This is a genomic window from Blastopirellula sp. J2-11 (assembly GCF_024584705.1).
Classification (GTDB): domain Bacteria; phylum Planctomycetota; class Planctomycetia; order Pirellulales; family Pirellulaceae; genus Blastopirellula.
The window spans coordinates 195,961-214,212 of sequence record NZ_CP097384.1; the positions used below are offsets into that span (position 1 = coordinate 195,961).

General features: G+C 58.9%; 11 protein-coding genes. 5 read left to right on the forward strand and 6 right to left on the reverse strand.

Annotated elements, in window-relative coordinates; genetic code table 11:
• Positions 1 to 2: 2 nt before the first annotated feature.
• From M4951_RS00860 to M4951_RS00870, 3 genes are all read right to left on the reverse strand, one after another.
• Positions 3 to 848, reverse strand: a complete 846-nt coding sequence (locus M4951_RS00860) for a 3'-5' exonuclease (protein WP_262024595.1) — start codon at positions 846 to 848, stop codon at positions 3 to 5.
• A 168-nt stretch (positions 849 to 1,016) separates the two neighbouring features.
• Positions 1,017 to 2,003, reverse strand: coding sequence for an aldo/keto reductase (locus M4951_RS00865; RefSeq protein WP_262024596.1), 987 nt, complete (start codon positions 2,001 to 2,003; stop codon positions 1,017 to 1,019).
• Between the two features lie 318 nt (positions 2,004 to 2,321).
• The gene (locus M4951_RS00870; protein WP_262024597.1) at positions 2,322 to 4,049 is read right to left on the reverse strand and encodes a c-type cytochrome; all 1,728 of its coding nucleotides are present in this window, start codon (positions 4,047 to 4,049) and stop codon (positions 2,322 to 2,324) included.
• A 154-nt stretch (positions 4,050 to 4,203) separates the two neighbouring features.
• On the opposite strand from M4951_RS00870, the gene M4951_RS00875 reads away from it, so the two are divergent.
• Positions 4,204 to 5,112 carry a hypothetical protein gene (locus tag M4951_RS00875; RefSeq protein ID WP_262024598.1) on the forward strand — a complete coding sequence of 303 codons (909 nt, stop codon included), beginning with the start codon at positions 4,204 to 4,206 and terminating at the stop codon, positions 5,110 to 5,112.
• A gap of 78 nt (positions 5,113 to 5,190) precedes the next feature.
• Positions 5,191 to 6,246 carry an NAD-dependent epimerase/dehydratase family protein gene (locus M4951_RS00880; RefSeq protein WP_262024599.1) on the forward strand — a complete coding sequence of 352 codons (1,056 nt, stop codon included), beginning with the start codon at positions 5,191 to 5,193 and terminating at the stop codon, positions 6,244 to 6,246.
• 1 nt (position 6,247) lies between these two features.
• Here M4951_RS00880 and M4951_RS00885 read toward each other — a convergent pair whose 3' ends face one another.
• A complete protein-coding gene (locus M4951_RS00885; protein ID WP_262024600.1) occupies positions 6,248 to 10,162 on the reverse strand; it encodes a hypothetical protein in 3,915 nt (1,304 codons plus the stop codon).
• A 69-nt stretch (positions 10,163 to 10,231) separates the two neighbouring features.
• Complete coding sequence (locus M4951_RS00890) at positions 10,232 to 10,726, reverse strand: RNA polymerase sigma factor (protein ID WP_262024601.1); 495 nt, start codon at positions 10,724 to 10,726, stop codon at positions 10,232 to 10,234.
• 250 nt (positions 10,727 to 10,976) lie between these two features.
• Between M4951_RS00890 and M4951_RS00895 the strand changes: the two genes are divergently transcribed.
• The 3 genes from M4951_RS00895 (at position 10,977) to M4951_RS00905 (ending at position 13,708) form a co-directional block, all read left to right on the forward strand.
• Positions 10,977 to 11,603: a sigma-70 family RNA polymerase sigma factor gene (locus tag M4951_RS00895; RefSeq protein WP_262024602.1), complete on the forward strand. Its 627-nt coding sequence runs from the start codon at positions 10,977 to 10,979 to the stop codon at positions 11,601 to 11,603.
• 7 nt (positions 11,604 to 11,610) lie between these two features.
• The gene (locus M4951_RS00900; protein ID WP_262024603.1) at positions 11,611 to 13,269 is read left to right on the forward strand and encodes a serine/threonine-protein kinase; all 1,659 of its coding nucleotides are present in this window, start codon (positions 11,611 to 11,613) and stop codon (positions 13,267 to 13,269) included.
• Positions 13,270 to 13,426: 157 nt separating this feature from the next.
• Positions 13,427 to 13,708, forward strand: coding sequence for a hypothetical protein (locus M4951_RS00905; RefSeq protein WP_262024604.1), 282 nt, complete (start codon positions 13,427 to 13,429; stop codon positions 13,706 to 13,708).
• 41 nt (positions 13,709 to 13,749) lie between these two features.
• Here M4951_RS00905 and M4951_RS00910 read toward each other — a convergent pair whose 3' ends face one another.
• The gene (locus M4951_RS00910) at positions 13,750 to 18,162 is read right to left on the reverse strand and encodes a PVC-type heme-binding CxxCH protein (protein WP_262024605.1); all 4,413 of its coding nucleotides are present in this window, start codon (positions 18,160 to 18,162) and stop codon (positions 13,750 to 13,752) included.
• Positions 18,163 to 18,252: the final 90 nt, after the last annotated feature.

Below are 18,252 nucleotides of genomic sequence, written 5' to 3' on the forward strand. Positions count from 1 at the left end.
GCCTATGACTCGTCTGATTCTTCGGCAGTCGTCTCCTCCCAAGGATTCTCCCACCGCCCCCAACCTGCAAGATATTCTTGAAACACCGCCGTTTCGCTGGCTCGTTCTTCCAGCCAGGTTTTCGTTTGTTCAATCAGCGCTTGTTCGCGCTCCAGCGTCACCATCCCCAGCAACACCGCCGTCCGGAGAAACACAAAATAGGTGTCGAGCACGTCGCAGCGGCAGTAGTCGTTGATCTCGGCTAGGCGGCCTTCGTCGTAGAGATCCTGGACCATGTTTCCTTCGATTCCCATCTTGCCGGGCTTGCCGAGCAAGTTGGCCGCCAGATTCAAGCCGCCGGTGAACCGAGTCGCGCCGTAGTTGGTCAGCACGTCATGCAGATCAAAATGAGCGTCGACATTGTAGCGATTGCGGGGGAGCTCAAAGCTTTTGCCGTGCATCTGAAACCAGTCCGGCACGCTGATGCCAAAGCGGAACGCGGCTAACTCGAGCAGCGGCACGTCGAACGAGCGGCCGTTGAACGTCACGAAGGTCGGCTTGCGATACGCTTTCCAGCCGCGCCAAAAGTTCTCGGCGATCACCGGCGGGCGAAAATTCGGCGCGTCAAGCAGCACCTGATCGACCAGATTGAACTCGGCGTCAACCTTGGCGATTGCGACCGAGACCGGCATCTGAAACGTGTACGGAATGAAGTCCGAACCCTTTTCGGCCATCAGCTCGGCGCGAAAGCGAGCGATCGCGTCGGCCGGCGAAAGCCCTTCGCCGGGATACTTGATCTTCGAGACGAGCGCCCCATCGGCGACGCTCTCGATATCGAAAACAAAATAGCGAATCGGATTGCCGTTCATCGTGCGAGTCCTTCCTGCAAAGTATCCGACGTGCAGATTACCAGATTCGCAGGGAGGGGGCGAGCAAGGTTTGTGAAAGCGGAAAGGTCCGTTGTACGGACCTTGGGAAGCGGCACGGACCCGCTTGCGGAATTCTCCCTCTGGCTTTCCGGTTTCCGCTTTTCTTCCCTACCGCATCGGCATGACTTCGCGCGGCGTATAACAGCTTTCCAGCGTCTCCAGCTCTTCGTCGGTGAGAACAATCTCGAGCGCCGCCAACGCATCCTCTAGGTGATGCGGTTTGGACGCGCCGATGATGGGCGCGGTGACCACGGGGTTGCTCATCACCCAGGCCAGGGCGATCTGGGCCATCGAAACTTCGCGGCTGGCGGCGATCGCTTCGACCGTATCGATGATCGGTTGGTCGACGTCGGCCGTTTTACCGAACAGTTTGTTTCCATAGTCGTCATTGTTGGCTCGGGTGGTCGCTTGTTGATCGGTCCAAGGACGAGCCAACTTGCCGCGAGCCATCGGGCTCCAGGGGATCACGCCGATCCCTTCTTCCTCACACAGCGGCAACATCTCGCGTTCTTCTTCGCGATAGAGCAAGCTGTATTGCGGCTGCATCGTGGCGAAGCGAGTCCAACTGCCGGCGTCAGCCAAATAGAGCGACTTGGCGAATTGCCACGCGAACATCGACGATGCGCCGAGATAGCGAACCTTGCCCGACTTCACCACGTCGTGCAGCGCTTCGAGCGTTTCCTCGATCGGCGTGTCGTAGTCCCAGCGATGGATTTGGTAGAGATCGATGTAGTCGGTCCCTAGTCGCCGCAAACTGTCGTCGACCGCCGTGAAGATCGCTTTGCGAGACAGACCGCCGGCGTTGGGACGTTTTTTCCAAGAGAAGAAAACCTTGGTCGCAATCACGACTTCATCTCGAGGCGCGAAATCCTTGAGCGCTTGGCCGACGATCTCTTCACTGGTTCCAGCTGAATATGCGTTGGCCGTATCAAAAAAGTTGATCCCCGCGTCCCACGCCGTTTGCAAAAACGGGCGGCTTTGTTGCTCGTCCAGCGACCAAGGATGAGCTCCTTGATCGGGAACGCCGTAGGTCATGCAGCCGAGGCAAAGGGGCGAAACCTTCAGGCCGGTATTGCCAAGTTGGACGTAGTTCATTGCAGGACTCCAGGCGAGATTTCGATACGGATAGACGTACCGATTAGATGCAGCGAACCCGTCAGGGTTACAAACCGTTCCGAATCGCCGTGACCGCGCCGCGCGAGTGGTAAGGTGCGATCCGTCGTCGCCATTCTTCTTAGCTGGCTGCGCGAGCGACGAGGGAAAATCGCTCGGCGATTCTGATACGGTTTGAAGTAGCCAGCCGCATTCCCTCGCTGGCGCTGGCGGGCTAGTGTTCAATCAATTCGAAAAAGCGCAACCTCAAAACTTGGGCTTCGGGCTACGAAGCGAGTTGGGGCGTGGTGAATCGATGTGTTACAAGCTGCGCAGAAACGCGATAAGCGCAGCTCGCTCGTTGTCGCTTAGATCACGCGGTTGTTGATGTTTTTGCACGGCGATCACCTCTTCCAATGTTTCGCAGCGGCGATCATGGAAGTAGGGACCGCGATGGCCGACTCCGCGGAGAGAAGGGGGATTGAACGCCTCGTTCCCCTTCTTGTCATGCAGGCCGACGTCATAAACGTCAGGCGTCGTGTAAGTGGGCGGAGCATGGCACTCTACGCAGCTCAGTTCGGTGAAGAGCGCCTTGCCAGCGGCGACTTGGGCGTCGTCGCGCGTTTGTTGCAACGTGTCAATCGGCGGAGGGAGCGTCAGCGTTTCGAGAAACGAGGCCAGATGATTCGCTTCTTCTTCGCGGATATCTTCTCCCTGCATCGTTTGCGTGATCGACTTGTGAATTTGAACCTGCAGCGTGTCGCTCTTGCCGAGCCAACCGTAGGGCGCCGTATCACTTTGGCTGAGCAGCGAGAGAACGCGCTTGGGCGCTCCATACGAATCGTCGCTGAGATTGTCGTTGGCCAGACCGTTGGCGTGCCCGTCGGTATGGCAGCTATGACACGACATCCAACCTTCCATCGAGAGCCCGCGATAGAAGAGCGCTTCTCCTTTTTCCACCGACGTCCGTTCACGCAGGGGGCCGAGCGAGATCATCCCAACCCGCTCGCGCCGTTTGACGTCGACGATCGAGATCGTATCGTCCAGCGAGTCGGCGACATAAACCAGTTTTTGATCGGCCGAGAAGATGACATCGGTCGGACGCTGGCCCACCTTCACGCGCCAGATGCCGTAGGCGTGGTCTTTGCCGATCGCGATTTGATTGGTGGCGCCCATCGATACGGCGTAGTCGTCAGTCATCGCGATCGCGATGCTGGTCGGATCTCCGCTGCCGCGCCCCGGCTCACCGATCGAGTGCATCCGATTCCCTTCGTAGAGATCGGCGTCTTGCTTTACCAGCGCGTCGACCGCGAGCCAACGAATGTCGTTGGACATCACCATTCCCCAGTGAATGTCATTCTCGTTGGTAAAAGCCAGTTCGCTGAGCATCTGATGCGCCAGTGCAACGCTCTCCCCATCATCGGCGGCCTGCATGCGCTGAATGTTATGGGCCGGAAATTGATTGATCGCCTGCACTTCGAAATCATCGGTCGACAGCGCCGCCAGGTTGCCGGCAAATGCGTCGGCGACAATCAAGACATTTCGCCGTGGCAACAACAAAAGTTCACGCGGAGCGAACGGGAGCGTGAGTCGCTTCGTCTCGCGCCATTGCCCCGCTTGTTTCTCCAGCCGGGTCATTTGCTTTGGCCAGAGCGAACTGACATAGATCACGTCGCCATCGGCGGTCGCGGCGATGCGCTGCGGATAGGCGGGAACCGGGACTTGCTCAACGACCGAGATCTGGTCGTCGGCCAGTGCGATCTCAATGACTTCGTGGGCGACCGGATCGGTCAGCAGAAAGTGATCTCCGGGGAGGATGGTGAGGGACGAAACGCTTTGTCCGACCCGGAATTCACCGATGGTTTGGTGCGTTGTCAGGTCAATCAGCGAGACGCTGCCGCTCTTCTGATTAGCGGTTAGCAGGCGATTTCCAGCGTGCGACAAGGCCAGGCGTTGCGGCTGACGTAGGTCAGCTCGCTGAAGATCGAGCGATTTTGCGCCGATAACAGCGGAGACGACCAACAGAGAAATCGTGGCAAGGCCGGACATACGGCATATACTTCCGGAAGGAGCGAAGGCGGGAGCTTCCAGTTTCCCACAGGCTTCCGCCGGTCACAAGAGAAGTTGCCGCGTCAATCGAGCCGCTGGTCGCCGGTGAAGCGGTAAAATCGTGATATCACCCCTATTTTTACGAGAATTAGTGTTGAGCGACATCGCGGCAATCCGAGACGTACTCAGCCAATTTTGGCGGCTCCGCATCGCTGTGGCCGGCGATTTAACCCTCTGTCGTACGTTGCACGTGACCGAGGAAGGGCGGGTCACCAAAGCCGAAGATACGGTCGGGGGCATTGGCTTGGTGCTGGCGGCCCTGTGTGAACTAACGGTTCAAATTCGAGCCGCGGTGACCGTCGTAGGGGATGACGGGGTTTGGTACGAACTAAAGGGACGTTTTGCCGAGCTTACCTTTTCGACCGACTATCTGCAGAGCGATGGCCGCTGGACGACTCCGGTCGACTATCAAATCATCGAAGCTGGCGCAGCGCGGCGTTGGCGACTACGGCATGACGGAGTGCTCGACGAGGCGCTGTCGCTGCCGCTGCAAATGCAACTGCGGGTCGCTTGCCGACAACATGATGGGCTGGTGATCGTCGACCGGAGCCCGGTCAACGAGGCGAGCGTGATCGACAACGAGATCCGCCGTGTGGCGCGGCATATTGCCGAACAAGACGCGCGTAAACGTCTGATCGTCTGGAGCGACGCTCCGCTTGGGCAGTTCGCCGGTTGGTGGCGATATTTAGAGTTGGAAGATTGGTCCGCTTCGATCGTGGATAACGATCTAGGAGCCATCTCTGCGGCGGCGACCGAGCATCGTGAGACCTATTTTTTACGGACTGAAACGGGGTTGATCGTCGCGCCGCCTGGCCAAGCGGCGCAGCTTCTGCCGGCGAGAGCGAGAGCCGATCTCTCGCCTGATGCAATTTTGGCGACGATCGCTGCAGCGGGGATCGCCGGCGCCGATCCGCTGACTGCGGCTCAGATCGGCGTCGCGGCTGCGACGATCTCCGGGACTGTCACTTCGGGCGCAATTGCGGCGGTGATTGAGAAAAAATAGCGTTTTTGAGTTCCGGCAAGTATCATCAAGCGGCGCCTTGGTTTGTTCCTTCGCTCTGACCTCCCTGGAGACATCCCCTTGACCGTTCTCGTTACCGGCTCGACCGGACTCGTCGGCAATAATGTCGTCAGACGTCTTTTGGGCGATGGGCGGAAGGTGCGCGTGGTGGTGCGCTCTGAGCGTTCGACGTTGCCGATCGACGATCTTGACTTGGAGATCGTCAACGGAGACATCTGTGATCGCGACAGTCTGCGAGCCGCGGTGCGTGGGGTTGATCTGGTGATCCACTGCGCTGGCTACGTCCATATCGGTTGGACCGGCAAAGAGCGAGCCGAAGAGGTCAACGTGGGCGGAACGCAGAATATCTCTGTCGTTGCGCGTGAAGTCGGCGCCAAGATGGTTCATGTTTCCAGCGCCGATACCTTGGGCGCTGGATTACGCGATCAACTGGCCGACGAAGAAACGAGGCAAGTCTACAATCCGCCGATTCCATATGTGGTGACCAAGACCGCGGGAGAAGCGGAAGTTCGCCGCCAGGTTGAGCTCGGGCTCGATGCGGTGATCGTCAATCCTGGCTACATGTTAGGCCCTTGGGACTGGAAGCCGTCGAGCGGACGAATGCTGATCGAAGTGGCCAAGGGGAGACCGCCGCTAGCGCCGCGCGGCGGCACCACGGTTTGCGACGTACGGGATGTGGCCGAGGGGATCTTGCTGGCCAGTGAAAAAGGTCGCCGCGGCGCGAACTATATTCTGGGTGGCGAGAACATGACCTACTTGGAGCTTTGGAAAATGTTCGCCGAAGTCGCCGATATCCCCAAGCCAATTTGCCGGATGGGACCGTTGATGGTGTTCGGTGCAGGGCTGGTCGGAGATGTCTGGTGCAAGCTTACGGGAACCGAGGGGACGGTCAATTCGGCGGCGATGAAGATGTCGGTCGTCTATCACTATTACTCAAGCCGCCGAGCCGAAGAAGAATTGGGCTATCACTGCCGACCGGCGAGGACATCGATCATGGACGCTTGGGAGTGGTTCCAAGCACACGGCTACATGGAAAAACTTCCGCCTGAGGAAGAACGAATGAAAGCGTCGACCGCCGCCACCATGGCCAAGTCTAGCTCGCAGGCGATCCAATAACCTACTTGCTCGCCTTTTTTGACGGCGGCGGAGTTGCGCTGTTTGCGACCGGAAGGGTCGAGAAGCGATGGCGGACCGAGCCGAGCCGACCGTCGCCCAAAGCGTCGATCGTGATGCGATACTTGCCGGGAGTTGGCGGCAATTGGAAGCTGAGGGTCGCTTGGCCGCTGGAGTCGGTCTGAACAAGCGGCGCCCAATAAATCGTTTCCGGCGCCGTCTGGTTGCTCAGGTCGCCTGCAGCATCTTTCTGTTCGGATGCGCCGTAGGCGAAAGCGCGATAGTAAAAATCTTTCGCTGATTTCTCGGTTCGTTTGTCGGTTGCGTCGGTACTCGGTTGAGCGTCATCACCGGCGGCGCGGTCCCGTTGCGTTGCGCCTCGCGACAACATCATTCGTTGCATCGGTTGTTGATTGGGGGCCGCTTCTGCCGCAGGTTGCGAAGGGGCGAAGCCTGCGACTGGACCAGCTTGTCCCCCGCCCATTCCGGCGCCGGCGGCTTGCATCGGCAGAGCTTGCTGGGCCCTGCCTGCCTGTTTGATTTCTCGCTGTGACTCGGCCTGGCGAAGTCCGTATTCGGTCGCGCCGAGCGTTTGATTTCGCAAGAGGAGGTCGTTCTCCGTTTGCAGCGTGGACATGTTGTCGCGCCGCTGTTGCAATTGGCCTAGTTGCGACTTCGCTTTCTGGTCGGAGAGCGAATAACGTGATTGCGGGCGAGCGCCGACGACGCCCATTTTTCGACTATTTTCTTTGGATTCTGACGTTGGTGTTGGTGCTTCCGACACTGCGCTGATCGCGGCCATCGGCGTCGCAGGAGCAGGGCTCGCTTCCTTCTTGGCCGCCGCTTCGTCGTTGGCGGCTCGCATGGCGCGCGGCTTTTCACCGGCCCGATTTTCCGCCGTACCTTTCAACATCGGCACAGGGGCCGACTCGGCGGGGGTAGCCATCGGCGCGGCCATCGGCGTCGCTTTGCCGGCGACGCCAGGCGGTTTGGATTCGGCCAGCTTTCGCTGTTCTTCCATTTCGGCATCCGCTGTCATCGGCTGCATGTCTGAAAAAGGGGAGACAACTGCGTCGCCTGGCTCCGCGGCAAGCGACTGACGTCGCATCTGGACGCGATCGACGTCCATGACCGACGAATCCATTTCTGTCACCGATTCTTCCAGCACCGCATCGCTAAGCTGCGTCAGGCCGTCGTTTAGTTCCGCGCGTCCGGCGCTAGACATGGCTGCTTCCGGAGCAGCGGTCGGCGCCGCGACGCTCTTCTCACGCATTGCCAGCGGATTGCTGATCGCGGGGGAGCCGACGGTTGTTGGCGCTGACATCACTCCGATCAAGATCACCGCCAGGGAAGAGACGATGATCGCCGGCCCCCAGAACCAGGGTGATCCGGCCGAATGGAGCAGCACCAATCCGATCAAGCCAAGCATGGTGAAGATCGCCGCGCAAAGCAGCCACGGCGTCATAGAAAAGCCGGAACCGACTGCGGCCGAAGCCATGGGAGCGGATGCGGTCGACGACGACGCGACGACGGAAGACGAGATGCGATTCTTGAGGATCAAGATCGGCGGTTCCGGATCGAAAGAAGCGAAGTTGCCGAAGTCGTTGGGGAGCATCTCCCCCATTCTCTCCAACTCTTCCGCAGGCACCGCTTGGCGACCGTAAGCGAGCTCTTGCGAGAACGCATCGCCATCGCCATAGTCGTTGTCAGACTTGATAAATTGTCGCCAACCGTCGGTCGCCAAGATGAAATCGAGTTCCCGTTCGGCCTCCGCGTCTCCGCTCATCAACGCTTGCGGATCTTGCAATTCTTCGGGGCGTTGCAGCCGTTTGGTCAACAGTTGCGATGCGACCAACGTCGGCGAAGCTTGCGTCGTATGGGCGAAGGCGTTTTCGTTGACGACGGCGACTCCCAGGGCGGCGAGCGTCGGTTGACCCGTTTCGTCTTTGGTGACGACATGGATGTTTACCTGCTCATTGGCCGCATAGTCTTGCTGCAAATCAGGCGTTTCGATCGCCAGACGATGCGCCGGTCGACGGAAGACCATCCGTTCGGCCAGCGGCGTGATTTGTCCGAACTCACTCGCTGCGTAGAGGGTTACTTCGCCGGCGCCGGCGATCTCGCGCGGCACGTCCAAGCGAACACGCGTCGATTTGAGCGTTTGCGGAACGGCGAAGAATTGCTGCGTGACCAAGGCGCCGTTGTTGTAATAGGCCAAGCCATACCGTTGGTCGGCGTCGCGACTGACCACTTCAACTTCGAGCGGTTGATCGGCGTCGACCACCGAGTCAGACACTTTGATGGTCGCGAGGGCCGTCTCACTGATGGCCGGCAAATCGGCGTCAATCCGGCTATCGCCCAACGCGGCGGTCAGGCGATAGTTTTGCTGCGGCAGCGGAATGAAATCAAACCGGCCGCGACCACGATATTCGGTCTTCGCCGTGGCGACGACTTCGTCACGACTGTTGAGGACGGCGCCTTGCAGTTCGACCGGCTTGCCATTGGCGTCGGTCGCATGAAAGTAAACGCGATTGCTGAGGCCAGCGACCAGCGTTCCTCCTTCGGGACAGAAGAGGACATCGACCGATTGCGGTTCAAGCGGAATCGGCGAGGCGAAAGCCCAACTTTGATCGGCGTTGGAGAAGTAAAGATGTTGCGAAATGTGAGGGGCAACGCTGTCGGTCAACTGCAACTTGACCATCGCCAGACCATCGGCCGACGTTTCAATCTCTTGCGGCGCGGCGACAAAGCTCCCTTTCACAATCTGCCGCATCTGCAGCTTTTGATTGGCCAGCGGCTGACCCGATTGCGAATTCAATTGAAGCGACGCCGAGACTTCTTCACCAGGGCTGAACCATTCTTGGGCAAAATCAAGTTGTGCGTTCCAGACCGGCGGCGCGATCGGATCAACTTGGAACCGCGTTACATCGGCGACTCCATCCGCGTTTTTGGCGATCAGCGAATAGTTGCCGGCGATGATGTCGGAAGGAAGCGACCACATGCTGGCGGCGACCCCCTGACGCGTCTCTCCCTGGTCGACGAATCCAGTCACCGGTTGTTGATTGGGATCGAAAATCTCAAAGGCGACCGCTCCATCAACCGGTTGTTGCGTCTGGCTGGTCAGCGTATTGCTGCGCCAACGGAGGGTGTCGCCGGCGCGGACCAGCGAGCGATCGAGCGAAAGGGAAGTGACCGTCTTGGGGGGCGCATTGGCCAATTGCGGAGATTCGACTTCGGCCAATTCACGACCCTGCTGCGCGAATACTTGCAGCTTCAGGTCCGCGCGAGCTTGGTCGGCCGGCAGCGCGATTCGCGCCAAGCCGTTGACCGCTTGTTGCTTGCCGGCGGCGATTGTTTCGCCTTGCGGTGATTTGAAATTGTAAGAGATCTCGGTCTCTTCCTGAGGCGCCGCTTCGTTACGAACCGAGATCGCGAAGCGATTTGCGACTTCGCTGCTGAGGACGCGGGGGCCAGAGACTTCCAGCTCGATCGCCGGGGGCGAAACTTCCGAGCCAGCCACCGCAACGCGAACTTTGGACGGCGTTGAATGGAAAGCCGTTTGCGTCAACTCTGCTGTGTTCGAAAAGAAGACCGCCGCGCCGCTAGCGAGAACCAGAACCGACGCCGCCAGAGCGGTCAAGACTTGCAAGCCGCGGACAAACCCCTGCATCGCTCGTGAACGTTCCACCCGATCTTGGTCTTGCGCCTGCTTCTTCCAAGCGGCGAAGTCGGGCAGGGGAACTTCGGTCATGCGAACGGCCGACCCCAACAAATCGGTCTGCTCTTTCACCTCGGCGTAGGTCCGGGCCAACTCCGGATCGCGACCGATACGACCAGCCAACCGTGACGCTTCGTCAGCGGGGAGCAAGCCGTAAATCAGCTCGAGCAATTGTTGTCGGATTTCGTCGTGATCGGTCATCGAACTTTTAGGTGGTAAACGCAGGTGGGCGAGTTTCCTTGGGCGGTTTCCGGGGGGCGGAGCTATCGGTTAGTGAGGTGCGTCGGCCTTGCTAGGGGCCAGGATGGTGCGCAGTTTTTCGAGCGCCATCCGCATGCGTGTTTTCACCGTGCCGGAGGGGATCTCCAGCGCCACGGCGATTTCGTCGTAGGTCATGTCACCATTTTGACGAAGCAGGAACACTTCCCGTTCTTCGTCACGCAGTTGCATCACGGCAAGCCGCATCCGATCGATCTGTTCGGCATGCTCCGCTTTGCTCTCGACCGACGCATGCGGGCTGATGACCGTTTCTTCTTCGGCGACCAGGTGCTGGCGCTTGCGGCGCCAGGCGCTTTCACGATGATCGCGACCGGTGTTGATCGCAATGCGGAAAATCCAGGCTCGCACATTTTCAATTTCGGGTAATTTGTCTTGGTGCCGCCAGCATTTGATGAAGGAGTCTTGGAGTGCGTCGCGAGCGTCCTCCATATTACCTAGCAAATGGTACAAGGCGCCCAGCAACTCGCCGTGAAGGCGCGCAAACACGTCCTCCAACGATTCCTGCTGTTTTCGGCAGGTCCGAGTTTTGTTGCCTTGACCGAGCTTCGCCACGTTTCGCCCTTCACCCTGTTAGACGACTGCTGAGTACGGCAAGATTTCGCCGCGGAGACGATTTTCAACGATTTTGACCGAAATCGCCAGCCAGTGACCAATTCTGGTCGAGAATTACCCCTTGTTTAACCAGAAACGCCGGCATTCTTGCGGTTTACCCCCATCCCTGACGATAATTAAATCTATGTGGCCTACAGCCGAAAAGACGGAACAACTGATCCTGGACGCCAAAGGGGGCGACGCCGACGCGCGCGATAAGCTGCTCGAGCGGCATCGCGACTCGCTGCGCCGGATGGTCGAGATGCGGCTGGACCGAAAGATTCGCCGCCGAGTCGACGCCAGCGATGTGGTCCAAGACGTGTTGGTCGAAGCGAATCGTCGCTTGGCCGACTACATGGACAACCCAAAGATGCCGTTCCATTTGTGGCTGCGGCATCTTGCTCACGATCGCATCATTGACGCGCATCGTCGCCATCGCGCGTCGCAAAAGCGGAGCGTCGATTTAGAGCAAAACATCGCGGCGCCGCTGAACGTCGACCAATCGTCGATCAACATCATCGCCCAGATCTGCGATAGCGAACTGACCCCGGCCGCCGCGGCGACCATGCATGAGCTGCAAGCTCGTTTTGAACAGGCGATCGCCCAGTTAGAGGATGTAGACCGCGAAGTGGTGGTGATGCGCCATTTTGAGCAACTCTCGAATCAAGAAGTCGCCGCGGCGCTGGAGCTGTCAGCCGCCGCCGCCAGCATGCGTTACTTGCGCGCCTTGCGCCGCCTGCGCGTGTTGTTGGGCGAACCGACCGACGAGTAAACCACGTATGACCGAAGACGCCGACCAGCGTGACGAGCGCCTTGCCGCATTGATCGATCAGCTCACCTCCCAGGTGCAAGCCGGGCAATCGGTCGATCTGGATCACGTCGCCGCGTCGCATCCCGATCTAGCGAGCGACCTGCGTGAGCTGTGGGGCGCCGTGATGCTGGCCGACGCGGTGGCGACGCAAGTTCGCAGCGACCAGGCCATCACGCAAAGCATCACTGGCTCATCCAGCGGTAATTTGTCGCCGCTTAGTTTGCCGGCGGATTTCGGCGACTATCACCTGTTGGAAGAGATCGGTCGCGGCGGGATGGGAATCGTCTATCGCGCGCGGCAAAAAAGTCTCGATCGCATCGTCGCCGTGAAGATGGTCTTGCGCGATCGCCTGGCGTCGCTTGAAGATCAGGCCCGCTTTCGCAGTGAAGCGGAAGCGGCCGCGCGGATCGAGCATTCCTCGATCGTGCCGATTTACGAAGTGGGAGAGTTTGATCGCCGCTGCTACTTCACAATGAAGTACGTGCAGGGAGAGACGCTTTCAGACCGAATTGCCCGCGGTCCCATGGCGCCGCGTGATGCGGCTCTGCTGCTAAAGCAAGTCGCCGACGCGGTGCACTGCGCGCATCAGCAAGGAGTGCTGCATCGCGACTTGAAGCCGTCCAACATCTTACTGGATGAGACGGGGCGCCCGCTCGTGACCGACTTTGGCCTGGCGAAGCGAACGACCGACGGCATTGATCTGACCCGCACCGGCGCGATCCTCGGCACGCCCACCTACATGGCGCCGGAACAAGCGGCCGGCAATCGAGGTCGCATCGGTCCGGTCAGCGACGTCTATAGCTTGGGGACCATCCTCTACGCCATGTTGACCGGGCGGCCGCCGTTTCAAGGAGACTCGCCGGTCGAAGTCGTCTTGAAGGTGCTGGAACAAGACCCGCCGCTCCCACGCGAGATTTATCCCAAGGTCGATCGCGATCTAGAAATGATCGCGCTCCGCTGTTTGCAAAAGCCAATCGATCTGCGGTACGGCAGCGCCGATGCGCTGTCACGCGACTTGAACGCCTATCTGCATGACGAATCGATCTCGGCTCGCAGCGGACGGTTCGGGCAAATCGTCTCGCGACTTTTTCGCGAAACGCATCACGCCCAGGTGCTGGAGAACTGGGGACTGCTCTGGATTTGGCATAGCCTGGTCTTGCTGGCGATGTCGCTGGCCACCTTTGGCCTGCAACTAATCGGCGACGAAACTCGCTGGCATTACATCTTCATTTGGACCGTGATCGCCGGCGCTTGGGCGATCATCTTTTGGGGAATGCGCCGGCGTATGGGGCCGGTCACGTTTGTCGAAAGACAGATCGCCCACGTCTGGGGCGCTGGGATGATCGGCGTAGTGTCGCTCTTCCCCATCGAAGCGCTGATGGGGATGCAACCGGTCGAACTCTCGCCAATTCTGGCCGTGATTTTAGGAATGCTGTTTTTGATCAAAGGAGGGATCCTCACCGGCTGGTTTTATATCCAGGCCGGCGTGCTGTTTCTAACGGCGCTGCCGATGGCGATCTTTCCGCTCTATGCGCATCTAATCTACGGCGTGATCGCGTCGCTGTGCTTTTTTATTCCGGGGGTGCAGTATTATCTGCAGCGGTTGCGGAGTGGGTTAGGGAAGTGAATTTTTCTGCAGATTTGTCGAACTTACTGCCGCCGGCATACAATGAGCCAGAAGGTGAAACGGCCATGCAAATCGAAATCCCGCCAGCCGAGCGGCAAAAGCTAGAACAACTGGGACGCCGTCGAGGATTCTCGAGGGAATGAAATAATATCGCGTCGTGATTTCTACGGAAGCTCTTTCTGGTATTGATACATTTCTAGCTTTTATCGCCGTTGAGAGGCAGTCGCCGATCAATTCGGAAAGATGGCGGCGCAAGGCGTCAAAAGCGATCGAAAGCCTCGCGTATTTTCCTCATCGCTGCCCTATTGCGCCGGAAAATGCGTTTCGTGATTACGAAATCCGAGCGCAGATCGTCGATCCCTGCGTATTTCTTTTTGCATTGACGAAGAAAAAAGCCTGGTGCGCATCATTAGCTGTCGTCATGGCCGACAGCAGATAGACGTTGAGCATTTGTCTGAGACAGGTTCTTAACGGTCCTATCTATTCCATCTTCCCATCCGGCTGCTCCGCCGTGATCGCCATCACGATCGGCGCACTAGGATGCGGCCCCTTTACCAACTCCACTTCGGCAATTTCGGCCGTTCGCTTGGGCTCAATCTTGAGGTAACGCATCTGTTGTCCGCCAGAGAACGAGAAGGCGAACTTGGAGTCAGGCACATCGACCCGGCGGACGTAGTCGGCGAAGTGGCGCCCGTTTTTCAGGGGAACTTCTTCGACTTGGCCATCGGCGTAAAGCAGCCGGACAGTCATTACCGTCGTCTGGTTGTCGTCGAACGGTGCGCCCCAGCCGCTGATTCCGCTGAGCAGGTGGATTGCTTGAGCCGGTGCGTGCAGCGGCAATTTGACGGACTGCGGCATGGCGGCCGGTATCGGCCCTTTTGGGCTCTTTAGCATGACGACGTTCGGCTTGTCGCCGGTAGGATCGATCAGCACGAATGGAACGCCTTCGATCGTCTTGGGCGACCAGTCGGTTAGACGCAGCATCTCGCCGGGGCTATCGGCGCTGTAGAACATTCCTTGGTTGCTGGTGATGGTCGCGACACGATCGAGCGCCAGCGGGATAAACTTTCCTTTGTGGGTCAAAAACTCCAACAGGTCGGTTAGTTCTTCGCGGGTCATCTGTTTCTCAAATCCATCCGGCATCAGCGACTTGCGCGACGCGACCAACTCTTCGATATCTTCCCGCGCTAGCGAATGCTTCTTCGCTTCGGCGTCAATGATTTCGATCGCGGTGCGCGATTCGCCGGCGAGCATGCCGGTCAGCAACTTGCCGTCGATCGTCAGCACTTTGTAGGTGCGGAAGTTGCCTTCGACGCTCCGGCTTGGATCGATGATGTTGGTCAACAGTTCGGCTTTGGGGTGAACGGCCATGCCGGTTAGATCAGGGCCGACGTCGCCCCCTTCGCCGCTATGCTTGTGGCATTTGGCGCAATGCTTTTTGAATAGCTCCAGACCATTTTTCGGATGGCCTTTGGCTTCGGTAATCGCCAGCAGTTCGTGCAGCACGGCGTCGCGATCGGCATTGGGAAGTCCGCCCCCCATGGCCAACAATTTGCGGGCCTGCTCGCGAATCTTGGCGTCAGGATGATCTGCGAGCGCCTGACGTTGATCGAGCTTTAGATCGTTAAACGCCAGCGCGCCGGATTCCAACGCGCTGACCAGATCGCCGGTGGTGGAAGCTCGCGACAACAGTACGCGAATCGCCGCATCGCGCGTCGCCGGGGTCATCGTGCCGGCGCTTTCGGCCAGCGTTTCTCCGGTCGCTGCGGCGGTGCTGGCTGAGAGAGCGGAGAGGAGGCCTTCGTTCAATTTCGGAGTCGCATGGGGGCCGACGATATCCAAGATCACATCCACCGGCTGCATGCTGTCTGCGAGAAACTCGACAGCCTGACGAGCCGCCAAGATTCGTGCGTCTTCGCTGGCGTCTTCATCTTCTACGACTCCCAACAATTGGTCGGCGACTTTGTCGGCATAGGTTTGCAGATCGACTCCGTTCCAGTTGCTGGCTAAGCGAATCAACGCCGCTTTGGTGGCGATCGGCGCTTTTTCGACCACGGCGCCGGCGACAGAAGTAGTGGTCGGCATCGCGTCGATCTTGTAGTCCCTGGGCCAGCCGTTGTTGAGACCATCGATCACTGCGCTGACGATCGCCGGGTCGGCCGCTTCGAGGCTACTCAATAGCGAATCAAGTTGACCAGCGTCCAGCTTGCCGCGCGCAACATGCTCGGCGACGATGGTCGTCAGTCGCAGGACGCGATCGTCAGGCGATTGGGGCGCCGCGATCTGCGGCAGGAAAGCGTCGGCATGTTTTGCCGCCGCAGACGTTAATGCATCGGGCAACCAGCGGTCGTTCATCAACTTGGCGTCGGTCGTCAATTGGGCGATCGCGGCGCCTGCGGCTTGGTTGGCAGGCATCTCGGCAAGGGCCAACAGCGCCGCCAGGCGAACTTGCGCATCGCTGTCTTGCAGCGTTCTACTGGCGAGAATCGCCGCTGTCGAAGTCGCCGTCGGCGGCAACACGGCCAGCGCGTTGCGTCGTACGCCGGCCGAGCGATGTTGGAGCGCCTTCGCTGCGGCGCTATGAGCGGCCGTTTGTTGCGGATCAGACAATACGCCGAGTCCTTGCAATGTCCACAACGCATGAATTGCTCCTGCGTTCAGGCCGATCGCGTCCGTCGTTGGATCGAGCGTTATTTGTATCAACTGCGGCACGACATCACGCTCTCCGCGATCGATCAGCAATCGCTGGGCATGCAGGCGCCATTGCATGTTCGGGTGCTTGAGCCCTGACAGTAAAGCGGCGACATCGGCGTTCTTTAGAGTGATCGCAGGATTGGCGTTTGGGTTCGCATTGTCGTAGGCGACACGGTAAATGCGGCCATGTTTCTTGTCACGCAGATCCGATTCGTAGGCGGCGCCTTTGCCGGTTTTAAAGCCATGCGGCGTTGGATTGTGCTGTACGACATAGTTGTACCAGTCCAGGAACCAGACGTTGCCGTCCGGGCCGACCTGGGCGGCGATCGGCGCTGTCCATTCGTCATTGCTGGCGATCAGATTCATTGGGCTGGTCGAGTGGAAGTCAGAGCCATCCGGAGTCAGCACAAACGTGCCGATTAGCTTGCCGGTCGGGCCGCAAACGAAGGCGGTCTTGTTCCACCATTGCTGTGGATAAACGCGAGCCGTGTAAAGATCATGGCCGGCCCCAGCGGTGTAGCCCCCATGTTGATCGACCTGACGAACCTTGTCGGAAATCGGTTTAAACAGATAGGTGTCGGCGATCGTGCCTAACCGACTTGGTCCCCAGCCGCGAACTTGCTCGTAGTAGCGATTGGCGATCGGCATATAGACGCTGGGATTGCGATTCGCCGTTGAACCGAAGATGAGGCCTTCTTCGCTGATGCCGAGTCCCCAAGTGTTGTTGTCGGTCGAGCGGACGAACTCTAGATCGGTCACGTTCGGCGGATCTTGATTGTCCAGGCGAAAACGAAAAAAGCCCATCCGAAAATTCGGCTGCTTCTGCCCATTGATCATCGGGGCGGAGTCGTTGTACCCTTGCATCCCCCAGACCCAGTTGTCGAGCCCATAGTGGAAGTTGCTGACGCCGCCGTGCGTATCGCCCAAGGTCCAGTTGGTGATCAACGGTTTGCGAACGTCGGCTTTGCCGTCGCCGTCGGTATCTTTGAGGAACAGGGTCTCCGTCCCGTTTTGTACGATGGCGCCGCCGCGATAAGGCAAGATGGTTGTCGGAATACTGAGCTCTTCGGCGAAGATCGTAAACTTGTCGGCCTGGCCGTCGCCGTTGGTGTCTTCGCAAATGCGAATCCGATCGCGACCACGGTTGTTCGGTTGCAGTTCGTTCGGATAGTCGAGCGTTTCGCACAGCCAGAGTCGCCCTTGCTCGTCCCAATTCATCGCGATCGGTTTTCCGCCCAACTCGGGATCGGCCGCGTATACGTCCACCGAAAAATCGACCGGATGAATCATATGAGTCAGCGACTCTTGGGCCGGTAGCGGCGCCTGCATGACGGTGAGCGGCGCGGCTTGCACTCCCCATTTGTCGCTCGGCGTATAGTTGGGGATCTTTGCGCCAACATCGAGGTAATCAAACTTGGCGGCGTCGGCCGAAACTTTGGTCATCGCCGGCGGATCGAACCGCGACTTGTCAGCAAAGTCGGGCACGACGCTCGGATCATGCTTGGTCGCCCAACGAATTCCCCGTTCAACTAGATTTAAGAAGCCGGGGTTGCCCCACGTCCGCGCGTCATGTCCCCAAGCGGTATAGAAGATGCGGCCGGCGCCTTGCGTGCGAATCCAGGTCCAGGGTTCACGCGTTTGTCCCTTGGCTTGACCCCCTTGGATGCGATACTCCAGCACGATGCGATCGCGATCGTTGTGGCGATGGTGGATGTACGTTTCGTCCCAACTTTGAAAACCGTGAAAGCCTTGCATGAGGGGATGATCGGGCTCAGCGATAACGGTGCTGAAGATTTCGCCTCCATGCTTGGAGAACTGTCCGCCCACCAAGTCGACATAGGCCGGCGAGTTGAGAAAACAGTAAGTGGCGCAGTGCAGCGGAATCAAGCCGCCTCCTTGGGCGACATAATCCAACAGCGCCGCTTCTTGGTCCGCCGAGATCTTCTCGGTGTTGGCGTAGATCATCAAACCGTCATATTGCTTGAGCCGTTCTTTGTTGAGCGCCGTGATGTCCTCCGTGTACTCGATGTCGACGCCGCGTTTTTTCATGGCCGGAATCAGCTGGGCGGCGCGATCAGCAGGGTGGTGATGCCCTTGGTCGCCGAGAAAGAGAATCCGAATCGGCGCTTCGTCCGCCGCCTGGGAAAGCGAGTTGAAAAGAGAAGCGAACAGCACAGCTGCGGCAAGCAAACGAATCACGGCGAAACTCCGGCCATCGCGCTCGTCACAGCGGCGACGAGCGTTTGGGTAAGTGATATAGATTCTTCAATCCCTCTTGCGCGCTCTAGC